Source organism: Microbispora sp. H10830 (assembly GCF_014161375.1).
GTDB classification, from domain to species: Bacteria; Actinomycetota; Actinomycetes; order Streptosporangiales; family Streptosporangiaceae; genus Microbispora; species Microbispora catharanthi.
The window spans coordinates 243,102-265,328 of sequence record NZ_JABBWX010000006.1 but is presented as its reverse complement, the minus strand read 5'-3'; the positions used below and the strand labels follow the sequence as shown (position 1 = coordinate 265,328).

The following is a 22,227-nucleotide window of genomic DNA, read 5'->3' as shown; positions in this document are numbered from 1 at the left end:
GGCCCGATGACAGGCACCGGTCGAGCGGGGGTGCGGCTGACCGCTCGGGGGGCGATCGTCATGCTCTTCGTGATCACTCTGGTGGGCATGCCGTTCCTGCCCGGGCCCGCGTTCGTGGCCGGTTGCCTCGCCGCGGTCCTGCTGGTGCGTCCCCGGGACCTGCTGCCGCTGGTGGTGACGCCTCCGCTGGTCTTCTTCGTCGCGGCGCTGCTGGTGGAGCTCGTGCGGGCGCTCCGCTCGGGCTCGATGCTCCAGACGTTCGGGCTCGGGATGTTCACCGCGCTGTCGTCCGGCGCGCCGTGGCTGTTCCTCGGGTCCGCGCTGGCGCTGGGCGTCGCGTGGGTGCGCGGCCTGCCCGCCAGCCTGAGGGAGATGCGCGGCGCGCCCGCGCCCGCGCCCACGCCGACTCCGGCCTCCCGTTTCCGTTCGCGCCGTGGGCGCGTCCGCACGTTCGACCCGGAGCCGGAGGGCTACTTCGAGCCCCGCGTGTACGGCAGGGCCGCCGACGAGTGAACCCGGATCAGCGCCGCACCCGGGCTAGACCGTGCGGAGGTCCTTGCGGAGTTCGTGGGGCAGGGCGAACCGCATGCTCTCCTGCACCGACTCGACCTCCTCGACCTCGGTGAAACCGTGGCCGGCGAGCTTGGCGAGCACTCCCCGCACGAGTTCCTCCGGGACGGAGGCGCCACTGGTCAGGCCGACCGTGCGCACGCCCTCCAGCCACTCGTCCCGTACGAACGAGGCGTCGTCGACGAGGTAGGACGCGGCGGCGCCGTAGTCCTTGGCGACCTCGACGAGCCGCTTGGAGTTGGAGGAGTTGGCCGAGCCGACGACGATGACCAGGTCCGACTCGGCGGCGATCTGCTTGACGGCCGTCTGCCTGTTGGAGGTGGCGTAGCAGATGTCGTCGCTCGGCGGGTCGATGAGGTTGGGGAACCGCCCCCGCAGCCGGGCGACCGTCTCGGTGGTCTCGTCCACCGAGAGGGTCGTCTGGGAGAGCCAGACCACCTTCTCCGGGTCCCGTACGGACACGTCCTCGACGCCGTCGAGCCCGTCCACGAGCTGGATGTGCTCGGGCGCCTCACCCGCGGTGCCCTCGACCTCCTCGTGCCCCTCGTGGCCGATGAGCAGGATGTCGTAGTCCTTGGCCGCGAACCTCTTGGCCTCGTTGTGCACCTTGGTCACCAGCGGGCACGTCGCGTCGATCGTCCGGAGACCGCGGCTCGCGGCCTCCTCGTGCACGGCGGGCGCGACACCGTGAGCGGAGAAGACGACGATGGCGCCCTCGGGGACCTCCTCGGTCTCCTCCACGAAGACGGCGCCGCGCTCCTCCAGCGTCTTCACGACGTGGGTGTTGTGCACGATCTGCTTGCGAACGTAGATTGGCGCGCCATACTGCTCCAGCGCCCGCTCCACCGCTTGCACCGCACGGTCGACACCCGCGCAGTAGCCGCGGGGCTTGGCGACCAGGACACGGCGGGTCGCTGAGGTCTGCACGTCCATGTTCCTATGCTATGTGGAACGCGAGCCGCCCCTTGACCCTGGTCTTGCAAGACTGGGTGTACCAGATACGCATCTCCCCGGGAGCAGAAATGTCCGTCCTTAGAGCAATAACGACAGTGCTACAGACCGCTCTGAACGGGGTCGGACAGGCGCTGCTGGTCGGCGACAAGATCAAGACCACCATCAAGGAGCGCTTCGCCGGTGGCGAGGCGCAGGACGGCGAACGTCCCGAGACCGCCGAGGCCCCTCGGACCGAGGAGGCCGCCGAGCAGGCCGCCGGGGAGCGGCCCGCGCGCCGGGAGCCCGTCATCTTCGCCCCTCGCCCGAGCAAGACCGAGAAGCCCGAGAAGGCTGAGCAGCCCGAGAAGGCTGAGCAGGCTGAGCAGGCCGAGGCGGTGACGGCCGAGGCGCCGGCCGCTGAGACTGCGTCCGTCGAGGCCGTCGAGGCCGTCGAGGCCGTCGAGGCTCCGGCCGAGCCGAAGCCCGAGGCCGCCCCTGCCGTCGAGGCGGAGAAGCTCGACCTGCCCGCCGCACCCGTCGAGGCCGAGCCCCCGGCCGTCGCCGAGGTAGCGGACGGGACCGCCGCACCCAAGAAGCCGCGCACCCGCCGCAAGGCCACCGCCGGAACCGCCGAGACGACCGAAACCGCTGGAACCGCGGAGACCGCGGAAGAGGTCGCGCCCGCCGAGGCCAAGAAGCCGCGCACGCGCCGCAAGGCCACGACCGAAGCCGCCGAGGCCGCCGAGGCCGCGGGCGGTGCCGAGGGCACGACCACCGCCGCGCCGAAGGCCACCAGGACCCGCAGGAAGCCCGCCGCCGCGAAGGCGCCGGAGAGCCCTGCCGAGGCGCCGGCGGAGCAGCCCGCCGCGGCAGCGGCCGAGCCGGCTCAGCAGCCCGTGGAACAGCCGGCGACGGGCGAGACGACCGCCGAGACGGCGGAGCCGATGCCGGGCTACGCGAACCTCTCCGTGGCGTCGCTGCGGGCGCGGATGCGCGGCAAGTCGGCCGAGCAGGTGCACGCGCTGCTGGACTACGAGCAGGCGCACCTGAACCGCCCCGAAGTGGTCCGGATGTTCCAGAACCGGCTGTCCAAGCTCCAGTCCGAGTCCTGATCCCGGGTCGCGCCCGCCCAGCCGTACGCCGGGCGGGTGGGTGAGGCGTCCTCCGCCTGGCCGTCTGCGGATTGTCGGCAGGTACGGCTAGCCTGCAGGTGCGAGCCGGGCCAGGCGAGGAGGGCATTTGAGCGCGAAGACGTCCCCGGAGGCGCCGCTGCCGATCAGGTCGGTGCTGCAGATGGTGGCCCAGTGGATCGGCAAGCTGGGCACCGTCTGGGTCGAAGGGCAGATCACCGAGCTGACCGCCAGGGGCGGCACCGTCTTCCTGACGCTGCGCGATCCCGTGGCCAACGTCTCGGCGCGGATCACCTGCGCGCGGGCGGTCTACGAGGCGAGCGTGCCGCGTCCCGTCGACGGCGCGCGCGTCGTGATGCACGTCAAGCCGGACTTCTGGGTCAACAAGGGCTCGTTCGCGTTCACGGCCCTGGAGATCCGTCCGGTCGGCATCGGCGAACTGCTGGCCCGGCTCGAACGGCTCCGCCAGGTACTGGCGGGCGAGGGCCTGTTCAACGTCGACAGGAAGAGACGGCTGCCGTTCCTGCCGGGCACCGTCGGGCTCATCTGCGGGCGCGACTCGGCGGCCGAGCGTGACGTGCTGGAGAACTCCCGCCGCCGCTGGCCCGCCGTCCGTTTCAAGGTGGAGCAGGTCGCCGTCCAGGGGTCGTACGCCGTGGGCGAGGTGACCGAGGCGCTGCGCAAGCTCGACGCCGACCGCGAGGTCGACGTGATCATCATCGCCCGGGGCGGCGGCTCCCTCGAGGACCTGCTGCCGTTCTCCGACGAGTCGCTGGTGCGGGCCGTCGCGGCCTGCCGCACGCCGGTGGTGAGCGCGATCGGCCACGAGCAGGACAGTCCGCTGCTCGATCTCGTGGCCGACGTGCGCGCCTCGACCCCCACGGACGCGGCCAAGAAGGTCGTGCCCGACGTGGGCGAGCAGCTCACGCTCGTCCACCAGCTCAGGGACCGGGGCCGCCGGGTGCTGCGGGGCTGGGTCGAGCGCGAGATGTCCTGGCTCGACTCCGTACGCTCCCGGCCGTCGCTCGCCGATCCCGTCCGGGAGCTCGACCGGCGGGCCGAGCAGGTCGACGCGCTGCGCGAGCGGTCCAGGCGCTGCCTTTCGGCGTCCCTGGACCGCTCGGCCGACTCGCTGGAACATCTCAGGGCCCGGCTCGTGGCCCTGTCCCCCGCAGCGACCCTGGAGCGGGGTTACGCCATCGCGCAGCGTCCCTCCGGAGAGGTCGTCCGCCTGGCCGGGGACGTCAAGCCGGGTGACGAGCTCACGATCCGCTTCTCCGACGACCGCGTGACGGTGACCGCCCAGGACGCCTGAACCGGGGCCGCGCGGGCCACGGGCCGCGGCGGGTCAGATGGCGAGACGCACGTCGTAGGCGCCGAGCCACGCGTTCATCTGCAGGATGCCCTCCAGCGACGTCCGGGCGCCCTGCAGGCTGACCGCGCCCATGGGCTGGTCGAGCATCGTGCGCACCTTGCCCGCGTCCACCAGGCAGCCGATGGCCGGGTCCCCGGCGAGCACGCGGGTCACCTCGGCACGCAGCGCACGCTCGTACGCCGGGTCCTGTGTCGAGGGGTACGGCACCTTGCGGCGCTCGACCACCGACCGGGGCAGCACGTCGGCCGTCGCCGCGCGCAGCAGGCTCTTCTCGTGCCCGTCGAAGGTCTTCATGGCCCAGGGCGCGTTGAAGACGTATTCGACCAGGCGGTGGTCGCAGAACGGCACCCGGACCTCCAGTCCGACGGCCATGCTCATGCGGTCCTTGCGGTCGAGCAGGATCTGCACGAACCGGGTCAGGTGCAGGTAGCTGACCTCCCGCATCCGCTTCTGCAGCCCGGTCTCCCCCGGCACCCGGGGCACCTCGGCCAGCGCCCGCTGGTAGCTGTCCGCGCGGTAGGCGGGGATGTCGAGCTTCCCCAGCAGTTCCTCGTTCAGGAACTCGCCCCGGCTGGACAGGCCCGTCTGGCCCTGTGTGGCGAGCCACGGGAAGGTGCCGGAGTTGACCGCCTCGGGATCGTGGAACCACCGGTAGCCGCCGAACACCTCGTCGGCGGACTCCCCCGACAGCGCCACCGTCGAGTGCCCCCTGATCGCCTTGAAGAGCAGGTAGAGCGAGGTGTCCATGTCGCCGATGCCGAGCGGGAGGTCCCTCGCCCGCAGGACGGCCGCACGCACGGCGGGATCCATGAGGTCGGCCGAGTCCAGCACGATGTCCGTGTGATCGGAGCCGACGTGCCGCACGACGTCGTGGACGTACGGCGTGTCCGGGGTGTCGCGCATGTCGTCGGCCTGGAAGTTCTCGCTGTAGCCGGCGAAGTCGACGGAGAACGACCGCACCCCGCCCTGACCGGCCAGCGCGCGGGCCGCGAGCGCGGTGACCGCGCTGGAGTCGAGCCCGCCGGACAGCAGGGTGCACAGCGGCACATCGGAGATGAGCTGCCGCTCGATGATGTCGTCGAGCAGCTCCCGCACGGTCCGGATGGTGGTCTGCAGGTCGTCGGTGTGCTCGCGGGCCTCCAGTTGCCAGTAGCGGCGCTTGCTCAGGCCCTCGCGCCGCACCTTCACCACCTGGCCGGGCCGCACCTCGTACATCCCCCGGAAGACGGCGCTCTCCGGCGTCTTGACGAAGGCCAGGATCTCGCGCAGGCCGTCGGCGTCGATCACCCGCTCGGCGAGCGGGTTGGCCATGACGGCCTTGGGCTCGGAACCGAACAGCACCCCGTTGGGCGTCGGGTAGTAGTACAGGGGCTTGATCCCCATACGGTCGCGCACGAGCAGCAGCTCCTCGCGGCGCGTGTCCCAGATGGCGAAGGCGTACATGCCGTTGAGGCGGGAGACGAAGTCCTCGCCCCATTCGAGGTACGCCTCCAGGACGACCTCGGTGTCGCTCTGGGTCCGGAACCGGTGCCCGCGCCGGGTGAGCTCGGCGCGCAGTTCCCTGAAGTTGTAGACCTCGCCGCTGTAGGTGAGCGCGGCCACGACATCGCCGCCGGTTTCGGCGGCCATGGGCTGGCGCCCGCCCTCGATGTCGATGATGGCCAGCCGCCGGTGGCCGAACGCGGCGTGCGGAGCGAGCCACATCCCCTCGGCGTCGGGCCCCCGGCACGCCATCGTGTCCGTCATGGCCTGCACGGTCTCCCGTTCGCGACGAAGGTCACGTCCGTAGTCCACCCAGCCGCTGATTCCACACATGAAGATGACCCCCCGATCATCGCCCCCGAAGATGGTTAGTACACCTAAGTAACGGACGAATCACCTCTTTTATGCCCAAAGCGGACACGGCTAAGAGGCCACGGAGTGTCGGTCCCGGCCTCTAAGGTGGGGACGTGGCTGAGGACAAGCAGACCCCACCGGACAGGCAGACCCCGTCGTACGAGCAGGCCCGCGAGGAGCTGACCGAGGTGGTGCGCCGTCTGGAGACCGGCGGGCTCACGCTGGAGCAGTCGATAGAGCTGTGGGAGCGGGGAGAGCGGCTGGCGGCGATCTGCGAGGAGTGGCTCCAGGGCGCCCGCGCGAAGCTGGCCGCCGCGATGGCCCAGCGCCAGGAGCCTCAGCCGAACGGCCCCGAAGAGGCGCCCTTCTGACACCGGGCAGGCGGCTAGGCGTGCCAGAGGGCGGCGAGCTGCCGGGCGGCCAGGCGGGACGGCACGGCCCGCAGCAACGTGTCGCGTAGCCACGCGGCGACGCCGGTCTGGGAGGTCAGCCGCGACTGCCGGGACGCCGCCAGCATCATGCGATTGGCCCTGGGCCTGCGCTCGGTGTCGTAGCGCAGGAGCCGCTGGGCGACGTCGGCCGGCTCGGCGCCGGCCAGATGGCGGGTCAGTGCGGCGGCGTCTTCGAATGCCTGGCCGGCGCCCTGGCCGAGGTCCGGTGACATGGCGTGCGCGGCGTCGCCGAGGAGCGCGATCCTGCCGGTCGCGAACGAGGGCAGGGGTTCGGCCAGGCGGGCGATCGGGTCGACGTAGATGTCGGCGGGCGGGGTCGCCTCGATCAGTGCCGTGACGACAGGGTGCCAGTCGGCCATCAGGGACAGCATCTGCCGGCGTGCCTCGTCCGCGCCTGGCGGTGTGCCGTGCAGGACAGAGTCGGTGAACCAGTACAGGCGGTCCTCGCCGACGGGGAAAAGGCCGAACATCGCCCCGCTACGACGGTCGACCAACTGGCTGACGAGCAGGTCCTGCGCCATTCCGGGAGGGCGGGGCAGCATGCCGCGCAGATCCATTCGGCCGGTCCGTCGCAGCCCGGGGTGACCGGGGAAGAGCTGCGCGCGCAGCGTGCTGCCGATGCCGTCGGCCACGATCACGGCGTCCGCTCTCGCGACGGGCTCGCCTCCGCTGATCACGGTCACTTCGGCGGGGCCGGACTCCAGGCGCTCGACCGGGGTCGCGGTCCGCACCAGCTCGGACGGCAGCGGGGCGCGGAGCGATCGGTGCAGTTCCGCTCGCTCGATCATGGCGGGCGCCCCGACCTCCTGCCGCGCTCCACCTTCCTGCTGCGCCCTGACCAGGTCGGTGACCAGCAGCGGCCGTCCGCGCCAGTCCCGCAATCCCCCGCGGGCGGCACGGATGACGTGCCCGCGAACGTCTTCGGCCAGCCCCAGTGCGTCCAGCGCGCGAAGCCCGTTGGGCATGACCACGATCCCGGTGCCCGCTTCCCTGAGCTCGGCCCCCCGTTCGAGGAGTGTCACCTCATGACCCAGGCGATGCAGCCCCACCGCCGCCGCCACTCCTCCGAGCCCGGCGCCGACCACCACGATCCTCATGAGACCTCCGCCCGTTCACTACGATCGTACTAGTACGGCTATTGGTACCATCTGCCCATGCCGCCCACTAATCCGGCCCGTCGCCGGGCCCTGACCGATGCCGCCATCGAACTGCTGGCGTCGTCGGGCGTGCACGGCCTGACCCACCGGGCGGTGGAGAAAGCGGCGGACGTCCCGCCGGGAACGGCTTCCAACTACTTCCGCAGCAGGGAAGCGCTGCTGGTGGCCGCCGCGGAGCGCATCGCCGAGTTGCATCACGCGGACACCGCTCAGGCCGTCAAGCAGCCGGCGACGCTGGTCGACCTGCTGACGGAATCGTTGTTCACAGCGGCGACCACGCTGCGCACCCGCTACCTCGCGATCTTCGAACTGCAGTTGGAGGCCGCGCGCCGGCCGGTGATCGCCTCGGCGCTCGCGGGACTGCGGGACACGGCGTCGCTGGTCACCGCCGGGCACCACGACGAACTCGGCCTCGGCATTCCACGCCGGAAGATCCCCGCCATGATCGCGCTCTACGGTGGCGCGCTGTTCACCTTGGTCAGCGCACCACCGGAGCACGTCAGCAGGGACGTCGTCCGGCACATCGTCGAGGTCATCGTCTACGGCTGCGATCCGCCGACGTGAGTGTGCGTCCGGCGTGACGGCACGGTCCGTCAGACGCCGGGCCGCCGCGCGTCAACCTCTATTTCGATCTTCATGCGGGGGTCGGCCAGACCGCACTCCATCATCGTGGCCGCCGGCCGCACGTCGCCGAAGCGGCGGCGCAGGACCGGCCAGCACGGCTCGAAGTCGGCCCGGTCGGGCAGCAGGTAGCGCACCCGCACCACATCGGCGAAGCCGCACCCCGCCTCGGCCAGCGCGGCCTCGATGTTGCGCAGACACTGTTCGGCCTGCTCCACCACGTTCTCGGAGATCGTCATGGTGGTGTAGTCGAAACCGGTCGTCCCGGAGACATGCACCCGGTCACCGTCCACCACGGCCCGGGCATAGCCGATCTGCTCCTCGAACGTCGAGCCGCTGAGGATCACGCGTCGCTCCGTCATGCGCCGAACGCTAGGCCGACGCCCATCGATACGTCTAATACATCCTCAGGCATGGTCTGATATCTCTGTGCGTATGGCGCGCCCCGAACTCCCCCTGGCGCAGTTGCACGCCTTCGTCGTGCTCGCCGAGGAACTGCACTTCGGCCACGCCGCGGCCCGCCTGGGCATCGCCCAGCCGCCGCTCAGCCAGCAGATCCGCCGCCTGGAGGACAAGGTGGGCCACGCGCTGTTCACCCGCGAACCGGGACGTGTCGCCCTGACCGCGGCGGGTCGCGAACTGCTGCCCGCCGCCCGGCGCGCCCTCACCGATCTCGCCGACGGGCTGGCCGCCGCCCGGGCCGTCGGCAGCGGCCGGGCCGGGCACCTGCGGATCGGCTTCGCCGCCTCCCTCGCCCTGACCGTCCTGCCCGGTCTGCTGCGCGCGTTCCGGGAGCGTTTCCCCGACGTCCGCCTGGACATCCGCGAGATGACCACCGCGCCGCAGATCGCCGCCCTGCGCGACAAGGCCATCGACGTCGGCCTCCTGCGCGAGCCCCCCGCCGACGACGCCGCCGACGACGAGGCGGAACTCGCCTTCAGGACGGTGCTCACCGAGCCCTTCGTGGCCGTGCTGCCGTCCGCCCACCCGCTGGCCGCCCTGCGGACCGTACGGCTCGCGCGGCTGGCGCACGAGCCCTTCGTGCTTCTGCCCCGCGAGGCCGGCCCGCGGCTCCACGACCAGATCACCGGCCTGTGCGCGGCGGCGGGCTTCACCCCCTGGGTCGCCCAGCGGGCGGTGGAGTGGCAGACCGTGTGCGCCCTCGTGGAGACCGGCCTGGGCGTCTCCCTGGCTCCGGCGAGCATCCGGCGCATCCGGCTCAAGGGCGTCGCCTTCCGCACGGTCGAGCCCAACGCGCGCACCCGGGTCGCCGTCGGCTGGCGTAAGGACGACCCGAGCCCCCTGGTCGCGCACCTGCTGGCGACCGTCAGCCGGAACCCGGATTCAGCCCGATGACGGCACCGGAGAGGGCTTGGGCTGCGGCGTGAGCGTCCGGGCGAGGGCGGTCAGCTCGTCCCAGTCGGCCGTTCCGGTGACGACCATCGCGTGATCGGGGAAGACGCGGACCAGCGTCCGCTGGTTCTTGTCCTGGCGGAACCGCTCCTGCCAGGTCACGCCGTCGATCTGGCGGCTCCCGCCGGCCTTGTCGGTGTTGGCCATGCGGTTGACGAAGTCCGCGGACGGTCTCTCGTCGCTCTGGGCGAGCATGGCGTGCTGCCGCTTGGCGGTCGCGAACCCCAGCCGCCACGTCACGGCGCCGTTCTTCTGGGTCAGCGACGAGCTGTTGGGCACCCAATTGGGCAGCACCCGGCTCGGGGCGACGACCTCGTACGCCGCCGTGCGCGCCGCGTTGGCCCGGTCGATCGAGAACTCCACCCGCGGGATGTGCTCGGTGCGGCTCTGCGGCGTGATGAGCAGGAACACTCCGACGGCGGCGAGGCAGACGAAGAGCGCGAACGCGTAGCCGTAGAAGCCCTGGGTGAATCGTCCCACGTAATGCGAGATTAGTCGGTGGAGCGGGTGGTGGCCGTACCGGCCGTCACGGGTGCCGAATATCGCCGATGATGCGAAGAGCGTCCTCGGCCATCTTCCGGGCCCGTTCCGGGTCGTCGGACAGCGTGACCTCCTGCACGACGGCCGCCAGGGCGCCGGTGACGACGACGACCAGGGCGTCCTCGTGCTCGAACAGCGCGGCGGTGCGCCTGGCCCACTGCCGGAGGCGATCGCGCATGATGACCTCGAACCCGGGCGGGGCGTCGCCGCGCAGGAAGAGCGCGGCGAGATCGCGCTCGGCGAGGCAGCCCTCCAGGTAGGCCCGCGCGGCGGCGAGGAACTGGGGCATCGGGTCGGTCTCCCCGTCCGCCCGGGCCTCCTGCACGGCCTGCCGGGTGCGCTGGGTCTGCCGCTTCTGGAACTCCTCGAACAGCGTTAGGTAGAGGTCGGCCTTGCCGGAGAAGTGGTGGTACAGGCTGCCGACGCTGGCGCCGGCCCTGGCCACGACGTCGGTGACGCCCGCCTCGGCGAAGCCGCTCGTGATGAACGTCTCCTTCGCGGCGTCCAGGAGAGCTCCCCGGGTCGCCGCGCCGCGCTCCGACGTGCGCGTCGTCACTGGTCGTTCGGTGTCGCCGCTCATGCGGCGACGATATCTCCGACCCGTCCTTTCCGGGGGTCCGCGCCCGCAAATGGCCTTCTACCTGGCCCAACAGGTTCAGACCAATCGGACAAGAAGGGCTTCGCGAACTACGATCGCTAGAACGGCACCTACCTAAAAGGGGATCAATGGCTGATCACGTACCGGCCGCTCTGGCGACGGGGGAACACGCACCCGACCGCAACCTGGCTCTGGAACTGGTCAGGGTGACCGAGGCGGCGGCGATGGCGGCCGCGCGCTGGGTGGGACGCGGCGACAAGAACGGGGCGGACGGCGCCGCCGTGAACGCCATGCGCCAGCTGATCAACACGGTCTCGATGAAGGGCGTCGTGGTGATCGGCGAGGGCGAGAAGGACAACGCCCCGATGCTGTACAACGGCGAGGAGGTCGGCGACGGGACAGGCCCCGAGTGCGACGTGGCCGTGGACCCGATCGACGGCACCCGGCTGTGCGCGCTCGGCATGAACAACGCGATCTCCGTGATCGCGGTCAGCGAGCGCGGCTCGATGTACGACCCGTCCGCGGTCTTCTACATGGAGAAGCTCGTCACGGGCCCGCAGGCGGCCGAGCATGTGGACATCGACGCCCCGGTGGCCGACAACATCCGCGCCGTGGCCCGGGCCAAGGGCGCCAAACCGTCGGACGTCACCGTGGTGATCCTGGACCGGCCCCGGCACGAGCGGATCGTCAAGGAGATCCGGGAGACCGGCGCCCGGATCCGTTTCATCACCGACGGCGACGTGGCCGGCGCGATCATGGCGGCGCGCAACGGCACCGGCGTCGACCTGATGCTCGGCATCGGCGGCACGCCCGAGGGCATCGTCGCCGCCTGCGCGCTCAAGTGCATGGGCGGCGTCATCCAGGGCAAGCTGTGGCCGCGCGACGAGGAGGAGCGCCGCAAGGCCCTCGACGCCGGGCTCGACGTCGACCAGGTGCTCATGACCGACGACCTCGTACGCTCCGACGACGTGTTCTTCGCCGCGACCGGCATCACCGACGGCGAACTGATGCACGGCGTGCGGTTCCAGGGCGGGGCGGCGGTCACGCACTCCCTCGTCATGCGGGGACGGTCGGGCACGATCCGCAAGATCGAGAGCGAGCACCAGCTCTGGAAGCTCGGCGCCTACAGCGCCATCAACTTCGACACAGCCATGTAAGACCTAAGACCTCAACGGCCGAACAGGCGGCGACGGGGCCGCTTCGGCGAGCGGGCGACGACCCTGCCGCCGAAGACGAACCCGGCGAGCTCGATCACGGGCGCGTCCGGCGCGAAGCCGGTCGCGCCCGGCGGGAGCCGCACCTCGTTCCTGAGTGACCGGACGCGGGCGTCCGGGGCGGTCACGATCCGCACGCCCTCGGGGACCGTCAGGTTGACCGTGCCGGCCATGACGGCGAGCTGCACCACCACGTGCCGCGACTGGAGCAGCGCCTCGCACAGGTCCATCGTGACCGTGCCGCCCAGGGACGTCACCGGCACCTGGGAGGGCACGACCCACCGGCCGCCACGGGTCTCCGTACGGAAGAAGGCGGTGACAGGACGGCTGTCCACCCGGAACGGCTGGCTCTCCGGCGGCAGCAGGTCCACGGTCAGCTCGGCCAGCTCGCCGAGGGTCCGCGCGGCCCAGACGCGCTCCACCCGTTCCTCGTGCTCCAGCGGCGTGAGCCGCCCGTCGGTGACGGCGTCCACGAGCACCGCGACGATGCGCTCCCGATCGGCGTCGGAGGCCCGCAACAGGGAGGGGTCGGGCGTGTCCGGGGTGCGCGGCGAGAGGAAGGCGGAGATCCACTTCACGGCTGAGGACTCGCTGCTGCTCACACCATCGAGAGTAAGCGGTCAACGCGCGCCGGTCACCACGCGACGCGGCGCCGACGTCGCACCCGACATTGACCAGGGACTTCGTGGCCGCTTAGCGTGAGGAGGTGGTCGCGGGGGCGGTGACACGGCAGGTCGGCAACCTTCCGGCCGACTTGACGAGTTTCGTCGGCCGGAGGCGTGAGCTGGCCGAGATCAGGCGGCTGCTTTCGGCGTCGCGTCTGGTGACCCTCACGGGTGTGGGCGGCGTCGGCAAGACCCGGCTGGCCCTGCGGGCGGCCGCCGAGCAGCGCCGCGCGTTCGACAGCGTCTGGCTGGTGGACCTCAGCACCGTGACCGATCCCGCGCTCGTGGCGGAGACCGTGGCGGCGACCATGGGCGTGCGGGACGAGCCGGCCGCCTGCCCGGTGGACGCGCTGGAGCACGTGCTGTCCTCGCAGCGGACCCTGCTCGTGCTGGACAACTGCGAGCACCTGCGTGACGCCTGCGCCGTGCTCGCCGACCGGCTCCTGCGCACGGCCCCCGAGCTGCGCATCCTCGCGACGAGCCGGCAGTCGCTCGGCATCACGGGCGAGCATCAGATGAAGATCTCGCCGCTGCCCGTCCCCGAGCCGGACCGGCCGCTCAGCCGCAGGTCTCTGGAGTTGTACGACGGGATCAGCCTGCTGACGGAACGGGCGGCGGCGGTCCTGCCCGGCTTCACCGTCACCGAGGACAACCAGGCGGCCGTCGCCGAGCTGTGCCGCCAGCTCGACGGCATCCCCCTGGCCATCGAACTCGCCGCCGTGCGGCTGCGGGCCCTGTCGGTGAACGCGCTCGTCGAGCGCCTGCGCGACCGCTACCGCATGCTCACCGGGGGCAGCAGTACGGCGGTGCCGCGTCAGCAGACCCTGCACGCGCTGGTCGACTGGAGCTTCCAGTTGCTGCCCGGCGCCGAGCGGACGCTGTGGACCCGGTTGTCGATCTTTCCCTCCCACTTCGACCTGGACGCCGTCGAGGCGGTGTGCACCGGCGGCGGCATCGAACGGGACGACGTGCTCGACCTGCTCGACGCGCTGCTGGACAAGTCGCTGCTGCTGCGCGAGGAGCACTCCGACACGGTCCGCTACCGCATGCTCGACACCCTGCGCGAATTCGGCCGCAAGCGGCTCGGCGGGCCGGCGGAGCGCCGGTCGCTCCAGCGGCGGCACCGGGATCACTATCTCCTGCTGTCGCGGCAGGTGGCCGGCGAGTGGTTCGGCCCCGACCAGTTCTCCTGGCGCAGGCGGCTCGACCTGGAGCAGGCGAACCTGCGCGCCGCGATGGACTTCTGCCTGCAGGAGCCCTGCGAGGCGGAGGCCGGGCTGCGGATGGCCGTCTGCCTGACCGACCCCTGCTGGCTGGCCAACGCGTACTACAACGAGGGCCGTCACTGGCTGGACCGCATGCTGTGGGCGGCGCCCGAGCCCACCGTCCTGCGGGCGCTGGCGCTGTGCGCCGACGCGGAACTGGTGCTCACCCAGGGCGACACCGACAGGGGCCGGCGTCTGCTGGCCGAGAGCCGGGCGCTCGCCGAGAGGCTGGGCGATCCGGAAGCGCTCGCCCAGACGTCCCTGGTCGCCGGGATGGCGGAGCACTACGCAGGCGACTACGCGAGGGGCATCCCGCTGCTGGAACGGGCGGTCGCGGAGGAGGAGGCCGTCGGCAACCTGAGCGGCCTGCTGGCCGCCCTGATCACGCTCGCGGCCGGCGTCGGCTACCTCGGCGACCGGGCCCGCGCCACGGAGCTGTTCGAGCGCGCTCTCGCGCTGACCGAGGCCCACGGCGAGCGCTCCGGCCGGGCCTGGGTGTTCACGATCTTCGCCGTCCACCTGTGGCAGAGCGGGGAGAACGCCCGCGCGCTGACGATGGCACGCGAGGCCCTCCTGCTCGGCCGCGACCTGGGCGACCGGATGAACATCGCGTTGAACCTGGAGGTCATCGCCTGGGTGCAGACCGGCGAAGGCCGCCACCCCTGCGCCGCCCGGCTGCTCGCGGCCTCGGAGGAGATCGGCCGTACGGTGGGCCTGGCGCCGCGCCGCGACAAGCGGTTCGCCGAGTTCCACGAGCGGTGCCTCACCGGTCTCCGTACGAGCCTGGGCGACCGGGCCCTGAGCCGCGAGACCCGCAGGGGGAACCGGCTCACGATGGACGAGGCGATCGATGAGGCGCTCGGCGAGCGGGCCGCGCGCGGGCCTGCGCGCGCGGACGAGACGGCCGCGGAGGCCGAGCCCACGCCGCCCGGTCGCCCCACGACGGCGGTCCCGGCGGCCGAGCCGTCCCCGCTCACCCGGCGTGAGCGGGAGATCGCCGAGCTGATCGCCCAGGGACGGAGCAACAAGGAGATCGCCTCCGCCCTCGTCATCTCGCAGCGCACCGTGGAGGGCCACGTCGAGCACATCCTGGACAAACTCGGCTTCGCCTCCCGGGCCCAGATCGCCGCCTGGATGGCCGCACGCGAAGCGGGCGGCCGGTCCTGACCCGCTCACCCCATTGACCGGGCGGGTGGCGGCTCCTACGCTGGCGAAAACTTGAACCCCCCTCATGTTCGTGGAGGACCGGTGCCCACTCCTCGCGACCGGCAGGCGCGGCTCGCCACGTTCGCGGTGTTCTTCGTCCAGGGCCTCACCTTCGCCACGCTGCTCACCCAGGTGGCGGCGCTGCAGAAGAAGCACGGCCTGTCGGACGGCGAGCTGACCATCCTGCTCCTCGTCGTCCCGCTCATCGCGGGGGCCGGGAGCGCGCTCGCCGGCGCCGCCGCGTCCCGGTGGGGCAGCCGCCTGATCCTGCGCCTGGTGCAGCCGCTCGCCTGCGCCGCCGTCGTGCTCGCGGGCCTCGCCCCGAACGTCCCCATGCTGGTGGCGGCCAACGTCCTGTTCGGCCTCGGCCTGGGCGGGGTGGACGCGGGCATGAACATGCAGGGCGTCGCGGTCGAACGCGAGTACGGCCGGGCGGTGCTCACCGGGTTCCACGCGCTGTGGAGCGTGGCGGCGGTCATCGGGTCGCTGTGGGCCTCCGCGGCGGCCACGCTCGGCCTCGGCCTGCCCGTCACGTTCTCGATCGCCCTCGTCCCGGCCGCCGCCGTCGCCGTCCTGTCCTCGCTCTGGCTCTACCGGCCGGAGGAGGAGCATCGCGCGGCCGCAGCCGCGGTCCGGGCGCAGGACGCGGGCGCCGGCAGGCCGGCCGGGGTCGCGTGGCGCCCGATCATCCCTCTCTGCCTCGCGATGGCGTTCCTCTACGTCGGCGACTCGTCGGTCTCCAACTTCGGCACCGTCTTCATGGACAAGGTCCTGCACGCCTCGGCGACCGTGATCCCGCTGGCCCTGGGGGCCTACCAGCTCACCACGTTCCTGGTGCGCGTCGGCGGCGACTTCGCGGTGCGCAGGTGGGGCCCGGCGGCCATCGTGCGCGCCGGAGGCGCCGTCGCGACGCTGGGCTTCGTCGCGATCGTGGCGGCCCCGACGGTGCCGCTGGCGATCGCGGGCTTCGCCCTCACCGGGATCGGCCTGTCCGTCGTCGCCCCGCAGTCGTTCTCGGCCGCCGGCCGCCTCGACCCCGCGGGCACGGGCGTGGCGATCGCCCGGGTCAACATGTTCAACTACGTGGGGTTCATCGTCGGAGCCGCGCTCGTCGGCGGCCTTGCCGACGCCTCCGGCTTCCGTGTCGCCTTCGCCGCGCCGCTCGTCCTCGCCGCCGCGATCATCCTGCTCGCGCGCGGCTTCCAGCCGCGTACGGCCGACCCGGCCACCGCGACCACCGTCGTCACCCCCTGACATCCCCCTCGACGTTCCCCTTGACGTTCCCCGCCAGGGTGCGTACGGCCTCGGCGACACGGTGGGCGGGCAGGCGGGCGAAGCCGAGCACCAGCCCCGGCGATCCGTGGGCCGACGTCACGACCTCTGCGGACAGGCCCGCGGCGCGGGCGGCCTCGGCCAGGCCGGACGGGTCGCCCCCGTCGTCCACCTCGGCGTACAGGTGCAGCCCGGCCGAGATGCCGCGCACGTTCATCCAGGGCAGGTCCTCGGCCAGGGCGCCGACGAGAGCGTCCCTGCGCCGCCGGTACTCCCGGCGCATCCGGCGCAGGTGCCGGTCGTACGCCCCGCCGTCGATGAGGTGGGCGAGCACGTACTGGTCGATGACCGGCGAGCCGAGGTCGAACTCCCCGCGCGCGATCCGTACGGCACGGGCGACGCGCGGGGGCGCCGCGATCCAGCCGAGCCGCAGCCCCGGGGCGAGCGCCTTGCTCACGCTGCCGGCGAGCACGACCCGGTCGGGCGCGAGGCCCTGCAGGCACCCGACGGGGTCGCGGTCGAAGCGGAACTCCGCGTCGTAGTCGTCTTCCAATACGAGGGCGCCCGTCCGGGCCGCCCAGTCGACCAGCGCGGCGCGGCGGGCCGGGGACAGGACCACGCCGGTCGGGTACTGGTGCGCGGGAGTGACCACCACGGCGTCGGCGTCGCCCGGCAGGGCCCCGACGACGATCCCCTCGCTGTCGACGGGCACGGGGACGATGTCCGCCCCGGCCCGCCGGAGCAGCGGAAGCTGACGCGCGCTCGTCGGGTCCTCGACGGCCAGGACGATGCCGCGCCCCCGGTCCCGCGCCAGGGCCTGGACGACGAGGCTGAGCCCCTGAGCCACCCCGGTCACGACCACGACGTCGTCCGGTGACGCGTCGGCCGCGCGCACCCTGCCGAGGTACGCGGCGAGTTCGCGGCGCAGGGCCGGCACACCGCCGGGGTCGCCGTAGTCGAGCGCGTCGTTGGGCAGCGTGGCCAGGACGTGACGGACGGCGGCGAGCCATGCCTGCCGGGGAAACAGGCCGAGATCCGGCGACGTGGGCCGATGGCCGTAGTGGGGCCAGCAGCTCTCCCGCTCGTCCCCGGGGCGCCCGGGGGCGGCCTGCCGCCCGGCCCCCGCCGCGACCCTGGTGCCCGCGCCCGTTCTGGATTCGAGGACTCCCTCGGCCACCAGCTGCTCGTACGCCTCGACCACCACGCCGCGCGACAGGCCGAGATCGCGGGCGAGGTCGCGGGTGGCGGGCAGACGGACGCCGGGGACGAGCCGCCCGGACCTGACGGCCTCGCGCACCTCGCGGGCGATCTGCCCGGCGAGCCCCCCGGCGGCTCTGTCGACCATGAGATGAAGATCGGCCATTGGCCCACACTAACGGCCACCGATTGGACCATGAACCAGGACCAAGCCGTCCCTAGCATCACCTGACATGAACACTCATGCGGCCGGAGCGGCGGGTGCGATGTTCCTCGTGGGAACGTTGGCGGCGGTCTCCGGCGTTATCGCGGACTATCCGGTCTACGGGGGTCAGGCGCTCCGCTACGCCCTCGCCGCCGTGATCCTGCTCGCCGTCGCCCGGGCGCGCGGCCTCGGTTTCGTGCGGCTCCGGCCGCGGCAATGGGCGCTGCTCGCCGCGCTGTCGCTGACCGGGCTCGTGCTGTTCAACGTCTGCGTGGTCGAGGCCACCCGTGCGGCCGGGCCCGCGCTGCCCGGCATCGTCCTCGGCACCGTGCCGCTGGCGCTCGCCCTCGTGGGCCCGATCTTCACGGGGGCCCGGCCGTCTCCGCGCGTCGTGGCGGCGGGTCTGGTGGTGGTCGCCGGGGCCTCGCTGGCGACCGGCGCCGGCAGCGGCAACCTGACCGGGCTGTTGTGGTCCCTTGGCGCCCTGGTCTGCGAGCTCTGCTTCTCGCTGCTGGCCCTGCCGCTGCTGCCGCTGATCGGTCCCGTCAGGCTGTCGGCCTGGACGGCCGCGATCGCGGTGCCGTTCCTGCTGCTCGCCGGCGTCGCCCTGGACGGCCGTCACGTGCTGCGCACGCCGACCGCCGCGGAGGCGGGCGGCCTCGCCTACCTCGCCCTGGTGGTGACGACCGTGGCGTTCTTCCTGTGGTACCGCTCGCTGCCCCATCTGGGCGCGGACCGGGCCGGGCTGTTCGCCGGGATGATCCCCGTCGGCGCGCTCGCCACGGCCGCCCTTCTGGGGATCGCCGTCCCCTCCGTGGCCGACCTGGCGGGAGCGGCCCTCGTGATCAGCGGGATCGCCCTCGGGCTCCGCTCGCCCTCACCTCGTCTGCCCGCTCGGCCACCCGCTCAGCCGCCCGCTCGGCAGGCTGCTCAGCCGGCCGCGGCTCCTCGCGTGGCGTCGCTCGCGCCCCGGGAGGGGACAACCACGTGATGTCGCCGTCCTTGACCTGCCGCAGCACGAGCGTGAGCAGCGACACCGCCAGGGCCACGAGAATGCCGATCGCGAAGATGACCATGACCCATACTTCGGCGTTCATGACCCCTCCCCTCTACTGTCCTATGTCTTAATTATCCCGCTTTGTGGTCGAATATTCAGTATGAAGTTCTTCAAAACCTACTCATAGCCCGGACATGATGACCGCCGCCCGCGCGCCGTACGCTGTGCAAAGACCATGGGCGGTCCGCACGGCGGGCGCGCCCCACCGGGCAGACCACGAGGAACCGAGGACGATGCCGGAGTTCGACTACACCGACCTGCTCCCGCTTGGACCGGACGAGACGGAGTACCGCCTGATCACCAGCGAGGGGGTGCGGGTCACCGAGGCCGCCGGGCGCAGGTTCCTGGAGGTCGAGCCGGAGGCCCTGCGGCTGCTCACCGAGACCGCGATCCACGACATCTCGCACTACCTGCGGGCATCCCACCTGGCCCAGCTCCGCAAGATCGTCGATGACCCCGAGTCGAGCGGCAACGACCGCTTCGTCGCCCTCGACCTGCTCAAGAACGCGAGCATCTCGGCCGGCGGCGTGCTGCCGATGTGCCAGGACACCGGCACCGCGATCGTCATGGGCAAGCGCGGCCGGCACGTGCTGACCGACGGGCGCGACGCCGAGCACCTCAGCCGGGGCGTCTACGACGCCTACACCAGGCTCAACCTGCGCTACTCGCAGATGGCGCCGCTGACGATGTGGGACGAGAAGAACACCGGCTCCAACCTGCCGGCCCAGATCGAGCTGTACGCCGAGGACCCGAACGGCCACCCGGACGAGTACAAGTTCCTGTTCATGGCGAAGGGCGGCGGCTCGGCCAACAAGTCGTTCCTCTACCAGGAGACCAAGGCGGTGCTGAACGAGAAGCGCATGCTCGCCTTCCTGGAGGAGAAGATCCGCTCTCTCGGCACCGCCGCCTGCCCGCCGTACCACCTGGCGATCGTCGTGGGCGGCACCAGCGCGGAGTACGCCCTGAAGACGGCGAAGTACGCCTCGGCCCGCTACCTCGACTCCATCCCCACCGAGGGCTCGCCGAGCGGGCACGGCTTCCGCGACCTGGAGATGGAGAAGAAGGTCTTCGAGCTGACCCAGAAGCTGGGCATCGGCGCGCAGTTCGGCGGCAAGTACTTCTGCCACGACGTGCGCGTCATCCGGCTGCCCAGGCACGGCGCGTCCTGCCCGGTCGCCATCGCGGTGAGCTGCAGCGCGGACCGGCAGGCGCTGGCGAAGATCACACCGGAGGGCGTCTTCCTCGAGCAGCTGGAGACCGACCCCGCCCGCTTCCTGCCCGACACCACCGACGAGCACCTCGGCGGCGACGTGGTCAGCGTCGACCTCAACCGCCCGATGCCGGAGATCCTCGCCGAGCTGAGCAAATATCCGGTGAAGACCCGGCTGTCGCTCACCGGTCCCCTCGTCGTGGCCCGCGACATCGCCCACGCGAAGATCGCCGAACGGCTCGACGCCGGCGAGGACATGCCGCAGTACATGAAGGACCACGCCGTCTACTACGCCGGCCCCGCCAAGACCCCCGAGGGCTACGCGTCCGGCTCCTTCGGCCCCACCACCGCCGGGCGGATGGACTCGTACGTCGAGCGCTTCCAGGCGGCGGGCGGCTCGATGGTGATGCTGGCCAAGGGCAACCGGTCGAAGCAGGTCACCGAGGCGTGCCGGCAGCACGGCGGCTTCTACCTCGGTTCGATCGGCGGCCCGGCCGCCCGGCTGGCCCAGGACTGCATCAAGAAGGTGGAGGTCCTGGAATATCCGGAGCTGGGCATGGAGGCGGTCTGGAAGATCGAGGTCGTGGACTTCCCGGCCTTCATCGTCGTCGATGACAAGGGCGACGACTTCTTCGCCGACACGACCGGTCCCGTCCTTACCATCGGGCGGCGGTGATCTACAGGGAGGTTGTCAGGATCTTTGACAGAAGATCTCAACAATTTCCCGGCATGGTCTCTACAGGTCGCACTACACAAATCGGTAAGCTGCCACCCATGCGTGCGCCGTCCGGATACCTGTTAGCCGCGCGCTATCGGCTGATCGAGCCGGTCGGGCGCGGCGGGATGGGCACTGTGTGGCGCGCGCGTGACGAGCTGCTCGACCGCGAGGTGGCTGTCAAGGAGGTGCGGCTCCCCCTGGTCCTCGACGAGGACCTGCGGGCGGAGCTGTGCGCGCGCACCGAACGCGAGGGCCGGGCGACCGCCATGGTCGCCCACCCCTCGGTCATCACGGTCTTCGACGTCATCACCGAGGACGACCGCCCCTGGATCGTGATGGAGCTGCTCAGGGCGCGGTCGCTGGAGGAGCTCATCCGCCAGGAGGGCCCGCTGCCGCCGCGCCGGGTGGCCGACATCGGCAGGCAGGTGCTCGGCGCGCTGCGCGCCGTCCATGCCAAGGGCATCCTGCACCGGGACGTGAAGCCCAGCAACGTGCTGGTGACCGACGACGATCGGGCGGTGCTGACCGACTTCGGGCTGGCCGCACTGGAGGGCGACGCCTCCATCACCCAGGCCGGGATCGTCCTCGGCTCCGCCGGGTACATCGCCCCCGAACGCGTCCTCGGCGACAAGGCGAGCCCGGCGGCCGACCTGTGGTCGCTGGGGGCCACCCTCTACACCGCCGTCGAGGGCCGCGGCCTGCACGGCCGCCGTACGGCGGCGGCCGCGCTCGCGGCGCTGACCAGCGGCGCTCCGATCCCCATGGACAAGGCGGGGCCGCTCGCCCCGGTCCTTCGCGGCCTGCTCCAGATCGACCCCGCGGCCAGGCTCGACGGCGTCCGCGCGGCCCACGCGCTGTCCAGGATCGCGGCCGGAGGTGCCGCCGAGGACCCGTTCGCGTCCCCGTTGCGGGCCGGCCGGCCCACGCCGCCGCCCACCGCCCCGCAGCCCACCGCTCCCGAACCCCGCAAGCCGCCGCAGCGCGGCCAGCGGGGACAGCACCGGGCCGACTCGCGGCCCACGCCCAAGGTGACCCCGCGCGACCGCGACTCCGGGCCCCACCGCCAGCAGGGGTCGTACGGCCAGCCGCACCGGCCCGGGGACTACGGCCAGCCGCACCGGCCGGGGGAGTACGCCCAGCCCCATCCGTATGACCCGTACACCTCCGGGCGATACGACCTGTACACCTCGGGTCGGTACGACCTATACGGCCCGCACGGGCAGTCCGGACAGTATGGACAGTTCAGCCAGAGCGGTCAGCTGCGGCACAGCGGCCCGCACAGTGGCCCACACAGTGGCCCATACAGCGGCTCTTTCAGCGGCCCGCACCAGCAGTCGGGGCAGCCGGGGCAGTCCGGCCACCACCGCGGCTATCCACGCGACTTCGGCTACTCGCGGGAGACGCCGGCCGTGCCGTCCCAGCGGCGGCGGCCGAGCGAGGGCCTGCACCGCAAACCGCCGGAGCCCGCCCTCCACCACGTCGTACGCATCCCCATGATGCGGCACGTGGCAAAGATGATCAAGATCCTGCTCCCGCGCCGGTATTGGCCGAGAATCTTCATCAAGTAACCAGAAAGCGATTTCCAAGGTGGAA

General features: G+C 71.9%; 20 protein-coding genes. 12 read left to right on the top strand and 8 right to left on the bottom strand.

The features are described 5' to 3' along the window. The first annotated feature begins 6 nt into the window (after positions 1–6). Positions 7–513 carry a DUF6542 domain-containing protein gene (locus HHX35_RS17980; RefSeq protein ID WP_182899941.1) on the top strand — a complete coding sequence of 169 codons (507 nt, stop codon included), beginning with the start codon at positions 7–9 and terminating at the stop codon, positions 511–513. Positions 514–537: 24 nt separating this feature from the next. Here the strand turns inward: HHX35_RS17980 and HHX35_RS17975 are convergent, their stop codons facing one another. Next, complete coding sequence (locus HHX35_RS17975; protein WP_182899940.1) at positions 538–1,503, bottom strand: 4-hydroxy-3-methylbut-2-enyl diphosphate reductase; 966 nt, start codon at positions 1,501–1,503, stop codon at positions 538–540. Positions 1,504–1,619: 116 nt separating this feature from the next. On the opposite strand from HHX35_RS17975, the gene HHX35_RS17970 reads away from it, so the two are divergent. Both HHX35_RS17970 and xseA read left to right on the top strand, forming a co-directional pair. Continuing rightward, positions 1,620–2,615 (top strand): hypothetical protein, encoded by a 996-nt coding sequence (locus HHX35_RS17970; protein WP_182899939.1) that lies wholly within the window; start codon positions 1,620–1,622, stop codon positions 2,613–2,615. Between the two features lie 127 nt (positions 2,616–2,742). Then, a complete protein-coding gene (xseA, locus tag HHX35_RS17965) occupies positions 2,743–3,948 on the top strand; it encodes an exodeoxyribonuclease VII large subunit (protein ID WP_182899938.1) in 1,206 nt (401 codons plus the stop codon). 33 nt (positions 3,949–3,981) lie between these two features. Here xseA and asnB read toward each other — a convergent pair whose 3' ends face one another. Beyond that, the gene (gene asnB, locus HHX35_RS17960) at positions 3,982–5,823 is read right to left on the bottom strand and encodes an asparagine synthase (glutamine-hydrolyzing) (RefSeq protein ID WP_182899937.1); all 1,842 of its coding nucleotides are present in this window, start codon (positions 5,821–5,823) and stop codon (positions 3,982–3,984) included. A gap of 134 nt (positions 5,824–5,957) precedes the next feature. On the opposite strand from asnB, the gene HHX35_RS17955 reads away from it, so the two are divergent. Then, a complete protein-coding gene (locus tag HHX35_RS17955) occupies positions 5,958–6,215 on the top strand; it encodes an exodeoxyribonuclease VII small subunit (protein WP_139577372.1) in 258 nt (85 codons plus the stop codon). Between the two features lie 14 nt (positions 6,216–6,229). Here HHX35_RS17955 and HHX35_RS17950 read toward each other — a convergent pair whose 3' ends face one another. Continuing rightward, positions 6,230–7,393 carry an FAD-dependent monooxygenase gene (locus HHX35_RS17950; RefSeq protein WP_182899936.1) on the bottom strand — a complete coding sequence of 388 codons (1,164 nt, stop codon included), beginning with the start codon at positions 7,391–7,393 and terminating at the stop codon, positions 6,230–6,232. Between the two features lie 57 nt (positions 7,394–7,450). Between HHX35_RS17950 and HHX35_RS17945 the strand changes: the two genes are divergently transcribed. Further along, positions 7,451–8,017 (top strand): TetR/AcrR family transcriptional regulator, encoded by a 567-nt coding sequence (locus HHX35_RS17945; protein WP_182899935.1) that lies wholly within the window; start codon positions 7,451–7,453, stop codon positions 8,015–8,017. A 29-nt stretch (positions 8,018–8,046) separates the two neighbouring features. Here the strand turns inward: HHX35_RS17945 and HHX35_RS17940 are convergent, their stop codons facing one another. Further along, positions 8,047–8,436 carry a RidA family protein gene (locus tag HHX35_RS17940; RefSeq protein WP_182899934.1) on the bottom strand — a complete coding sequence of 130 codons (390 nt, stop codon included), beginning with the start codon at positions 8,434–8,436 and terminating at the stop codon, positions 8,047–8,049. Between the two features lie 73 nt (positions 8,437–8,509). Between HHX35_RS17940 and HHX35_RS17935 the strand changes: the two genes are divergently transcribed. Beyond that, positions 8,510–9,430, top strand: coding sequence for a LysR family transcriptional regulator (locus tag HHX35_RS17935; RefSeq protein ID WP_182899933.1), 921 nt, complete (start codon positions 8,510–8,512; stop codon positions 9,428–9,430). On the opposite strand, the gene HHX35_RS17930 is transcribed toward HHX35_RS17935, so the two are convergent. Next, positions 9,419–9,967 carry a DUF4245 domain-containing protein gene (locus tag HHX35_RS17930; RefSeq protein WP_182899932.1) on the bottom strand — a complete coding sequence of 183 codons (549 nt, stop codon included), beginning with the start codon at positions 9,965–9,967 and terminating at the stop codon, positions 9,419–9,421. The genes HHX35_RS17935 and HHX35_RS17930 overlap by 12 nt on opposite strands. Before the next feature lie 46 nt (positions 9,968–10,013). Continuing rightward, entirely contained in the window at positions 10,014–10,607 is a 594-nt protein-coding gene (locus HHX35_RS17925) for a TetR/AcrR family transcriptional regulator (RefSeq protein WP_182899931.1), read from the bottom strand. A gap of 146 nt (positions 10,608–10,753) precedes the next feature. Between HHX35_RS17925 and glpX the strand changes: the two genes are divergently transcribed. Beyond that, positions 10,754–11,782 (top strand): class II fructose-bisphosphatase, encoded by a 1,029-nt coding sequence (glpX, locus tag HHX35_RS17920; RefSeq protein WP_182899930.1) that lies wholly within the window; start codon positions 10,754–10,756, stop codon positions 11,780–11,782. A gap of 11 nt (positions 11,783–11,793) precedes the next feature. Here glpX and HHX35_RS17915 read toward each other — a convergent pair whose 3' ends face one another. After that, on the bottom strand, positions 11,794–12,441 hold the full coding sequence (locus HHX35_RS17915; protein WP_182899929.1) for a DUF1707 domain-containing protein: 648 nt from the start codon (positions 12,439–12,441) through the stop codon (positions 11,794–11,796). A gap of 104 nt (positions 12,442–12,545) precedes the next feature. Between HHX35_RS17915 and HHX35_RS17910 the strand changes: the two genes are divergently transcribed. Together HHX35_RS17910 and HHX35_RS17905 are read left to right on the top strand one after the other, a co-directional pair. Then, positions 12,546–14,936: a LuxR C-terminal-related transcriptional regulator gene (locus tag HHX35_RS17910; RefSeq protein ID WP_182899928.1), complete on the top strand. Its 2,391-nt coding sequence runs from the start codon at positions 12,546–12,548 to the stop codon at positions 14,934–14,936. Positions 14,937–15,017: 81 nt separating this feature from the next. Continuing rightward, entirely contained in the window at positions 15,018–16,229 is a 1,212-nt protein-coding gene (locus HHX35_RS17905; protein ID WP_182899927.1) for an MFS transporter, read from the top strand. Here HHX35_RS17905 and HHX35_RS17900 read toward each other — a convergent pair. Beyond that, positions 16,219–17,610 carry a PLP-dependent aminotransferase family protein gene (locus HHX35_RS17900; RefSeq protein WP_182899926.1) on the bottom strand — a complete coding sequence of 464 codons (1,392 nt, stop codon included), beginning with the start codon at positions 17,608–17,610 and terminating at the stop codon, positions 16,219–16,221. The genes HHX35_RS17905 and HHX35_RS17900 overlap by 11 nt on opposite strands. A 67-nt stretch (positions 17,611–17,677) precedes the next feature. Here HHX35_RS17900 and HHX35_RS17895 point away from each other — a divergent pair, with 67 nt between their 5' ends. The 3 genes from HHX35_RS17895 to HHX35_RS17885 all read left to right on the top strand — a co-directional run bounded on the left by HHX35_RS17895 (position 17,678) and on the right by HHX35_RS17885 (position 22,202). Next, the gene (locus HHX35_RS17895; RefSeq protein ID WP_182899925.1) at positions 17,678–18,640 is read left to right on the top strand and encodes a DMT family transporter; all 963 of its coding nucleotides are present in this window, start codon (positions 17,678–17,680) and stop codon (positions 18,638–18,640) included. 299 nt (positions 18,641–18,939) lie between these two features. Further along, positions 18,940–20,592 (top strand): fumarate hydratase, encoded by a 1,653-nt coding sequence (locus HHX35_RS17890; protein WP_182899924.1) that lies wholly within the window; start codon positions 18,940–18,942, stop codon positions 20,590–20,592. Positions 20,593–20,690: 98 nt separating this feature from the next. After that, positions 20,691–22,202, top strand: coding sequence for a serine/threonine-protein kinase (locus HHX35_RS17885; RefSeq protein ID WP_182899923.1), 1,512 nt, complete (start codon positions 20,691–20,693; stop codon positions 22,200–22,202). Positions 22,203–22,227 lie beyond the last annotated feature (25 nt).

What these genes read in the sequence shown, in the direction of transcription:
- HHX35_RS17885 (WP_182899923.1), top strand. Translation starts at nt 20,691, where the DNA reads ATGCGTGCGCCGTCCGGATACCTGTTAGCCGCGCGCTATCGGCTGATC.
- HHX35_RS17945 (WP_182899935.1), top strand. Translation starts at nt 7,451, where the DNA reads ATGCCGCCCACTAATCCGGCCCGTCGCCGGGCCCTGACCGATGCCGCC.
- HHX35_RS17900 (WP_182899926.1), bottom strand. Translation starts at nt 17,610, where the DNA reads ATGGCCGATCTTCATCTCATGGTCGACAGAGCCGCCGGGGGGCTCGCC.
- HHX35_RS17895 (WP_182899925.1), top strand. Translation starts at nt 17,678, where the DNA reads ATGAACACTCATGCGGCCGGAGCGGCGGGTGCGATGTTCCTCGTGGGA.
- HHX35_RS17925 (WP_182899931.1), bottom strand. Translation starts at nt 10,607, where the DNA reads ATGAGCGGCGACACCGAACGACCAGTGACGACGCGCACGTCGGAGCGC.
- HHX35_RS17940 (WP_182899934.1), bottom strand. Translation starts at nt 8,436, where the DNA reads ATGACGGAGCGACGCGTGATCCTCAGCGGCTCGACGTTCGAGGAGCAG.
- HHX35_RS17950 (WP_182899936.1), bottom strand. Translation starts at nt 7,393, where the DNA reads ATGAGGATCGTGGTGGTCGGCGCCGGGCTCGGAGGAGTGGCGGCGGCG.
- HHX35_RS17935 (WP_182899933.1), top strand. Translation starts at nt 8,510, where the DNA reads ATGGCGCGCCCCGAACTCCCCCTGGCGCAGTTGCACGCCTTCGTCGTG.
- glpX (WP_182899930.1), top strand. Translation starts at nt 10,754, where the DNA reads ATGGCTGATCACGTACCGGCCGCTCTGGCGACGGGGGAACACGCACCC.
- HHX35_RS17975 (WP_182899940.1), bottom strand. Translation starts at nt 1,503, where the DNA reads ATGGACGTGCAGACCTCAGCGACCCGCCGTGTCCTGGTCGCCAAGCCC.
- asnB (WP_182899937.1), bottom strand. Translation starts at nt 5,823, where the DNA reads ATGTGTGGAATCAGCGGCTGGGTGGACTACGGACGTGACCTTCGTCGC.
- HHX35_RS17980 (WP_182899941.1), top strand. Translation starts at nt 7, where the DNA reads ATGACAGGCACCGGTCGAGCGGGGGTGCGGCTGACCGCTCGGGGGGCG.
- HHX35_RS17890 (WP_182899924.1), top strand. Translation starts at nt 18,940, where the DNA reads ATGCCGGAGTTCGACTACACCGACCTGCTCCCGCTTGGACCGGACGAG.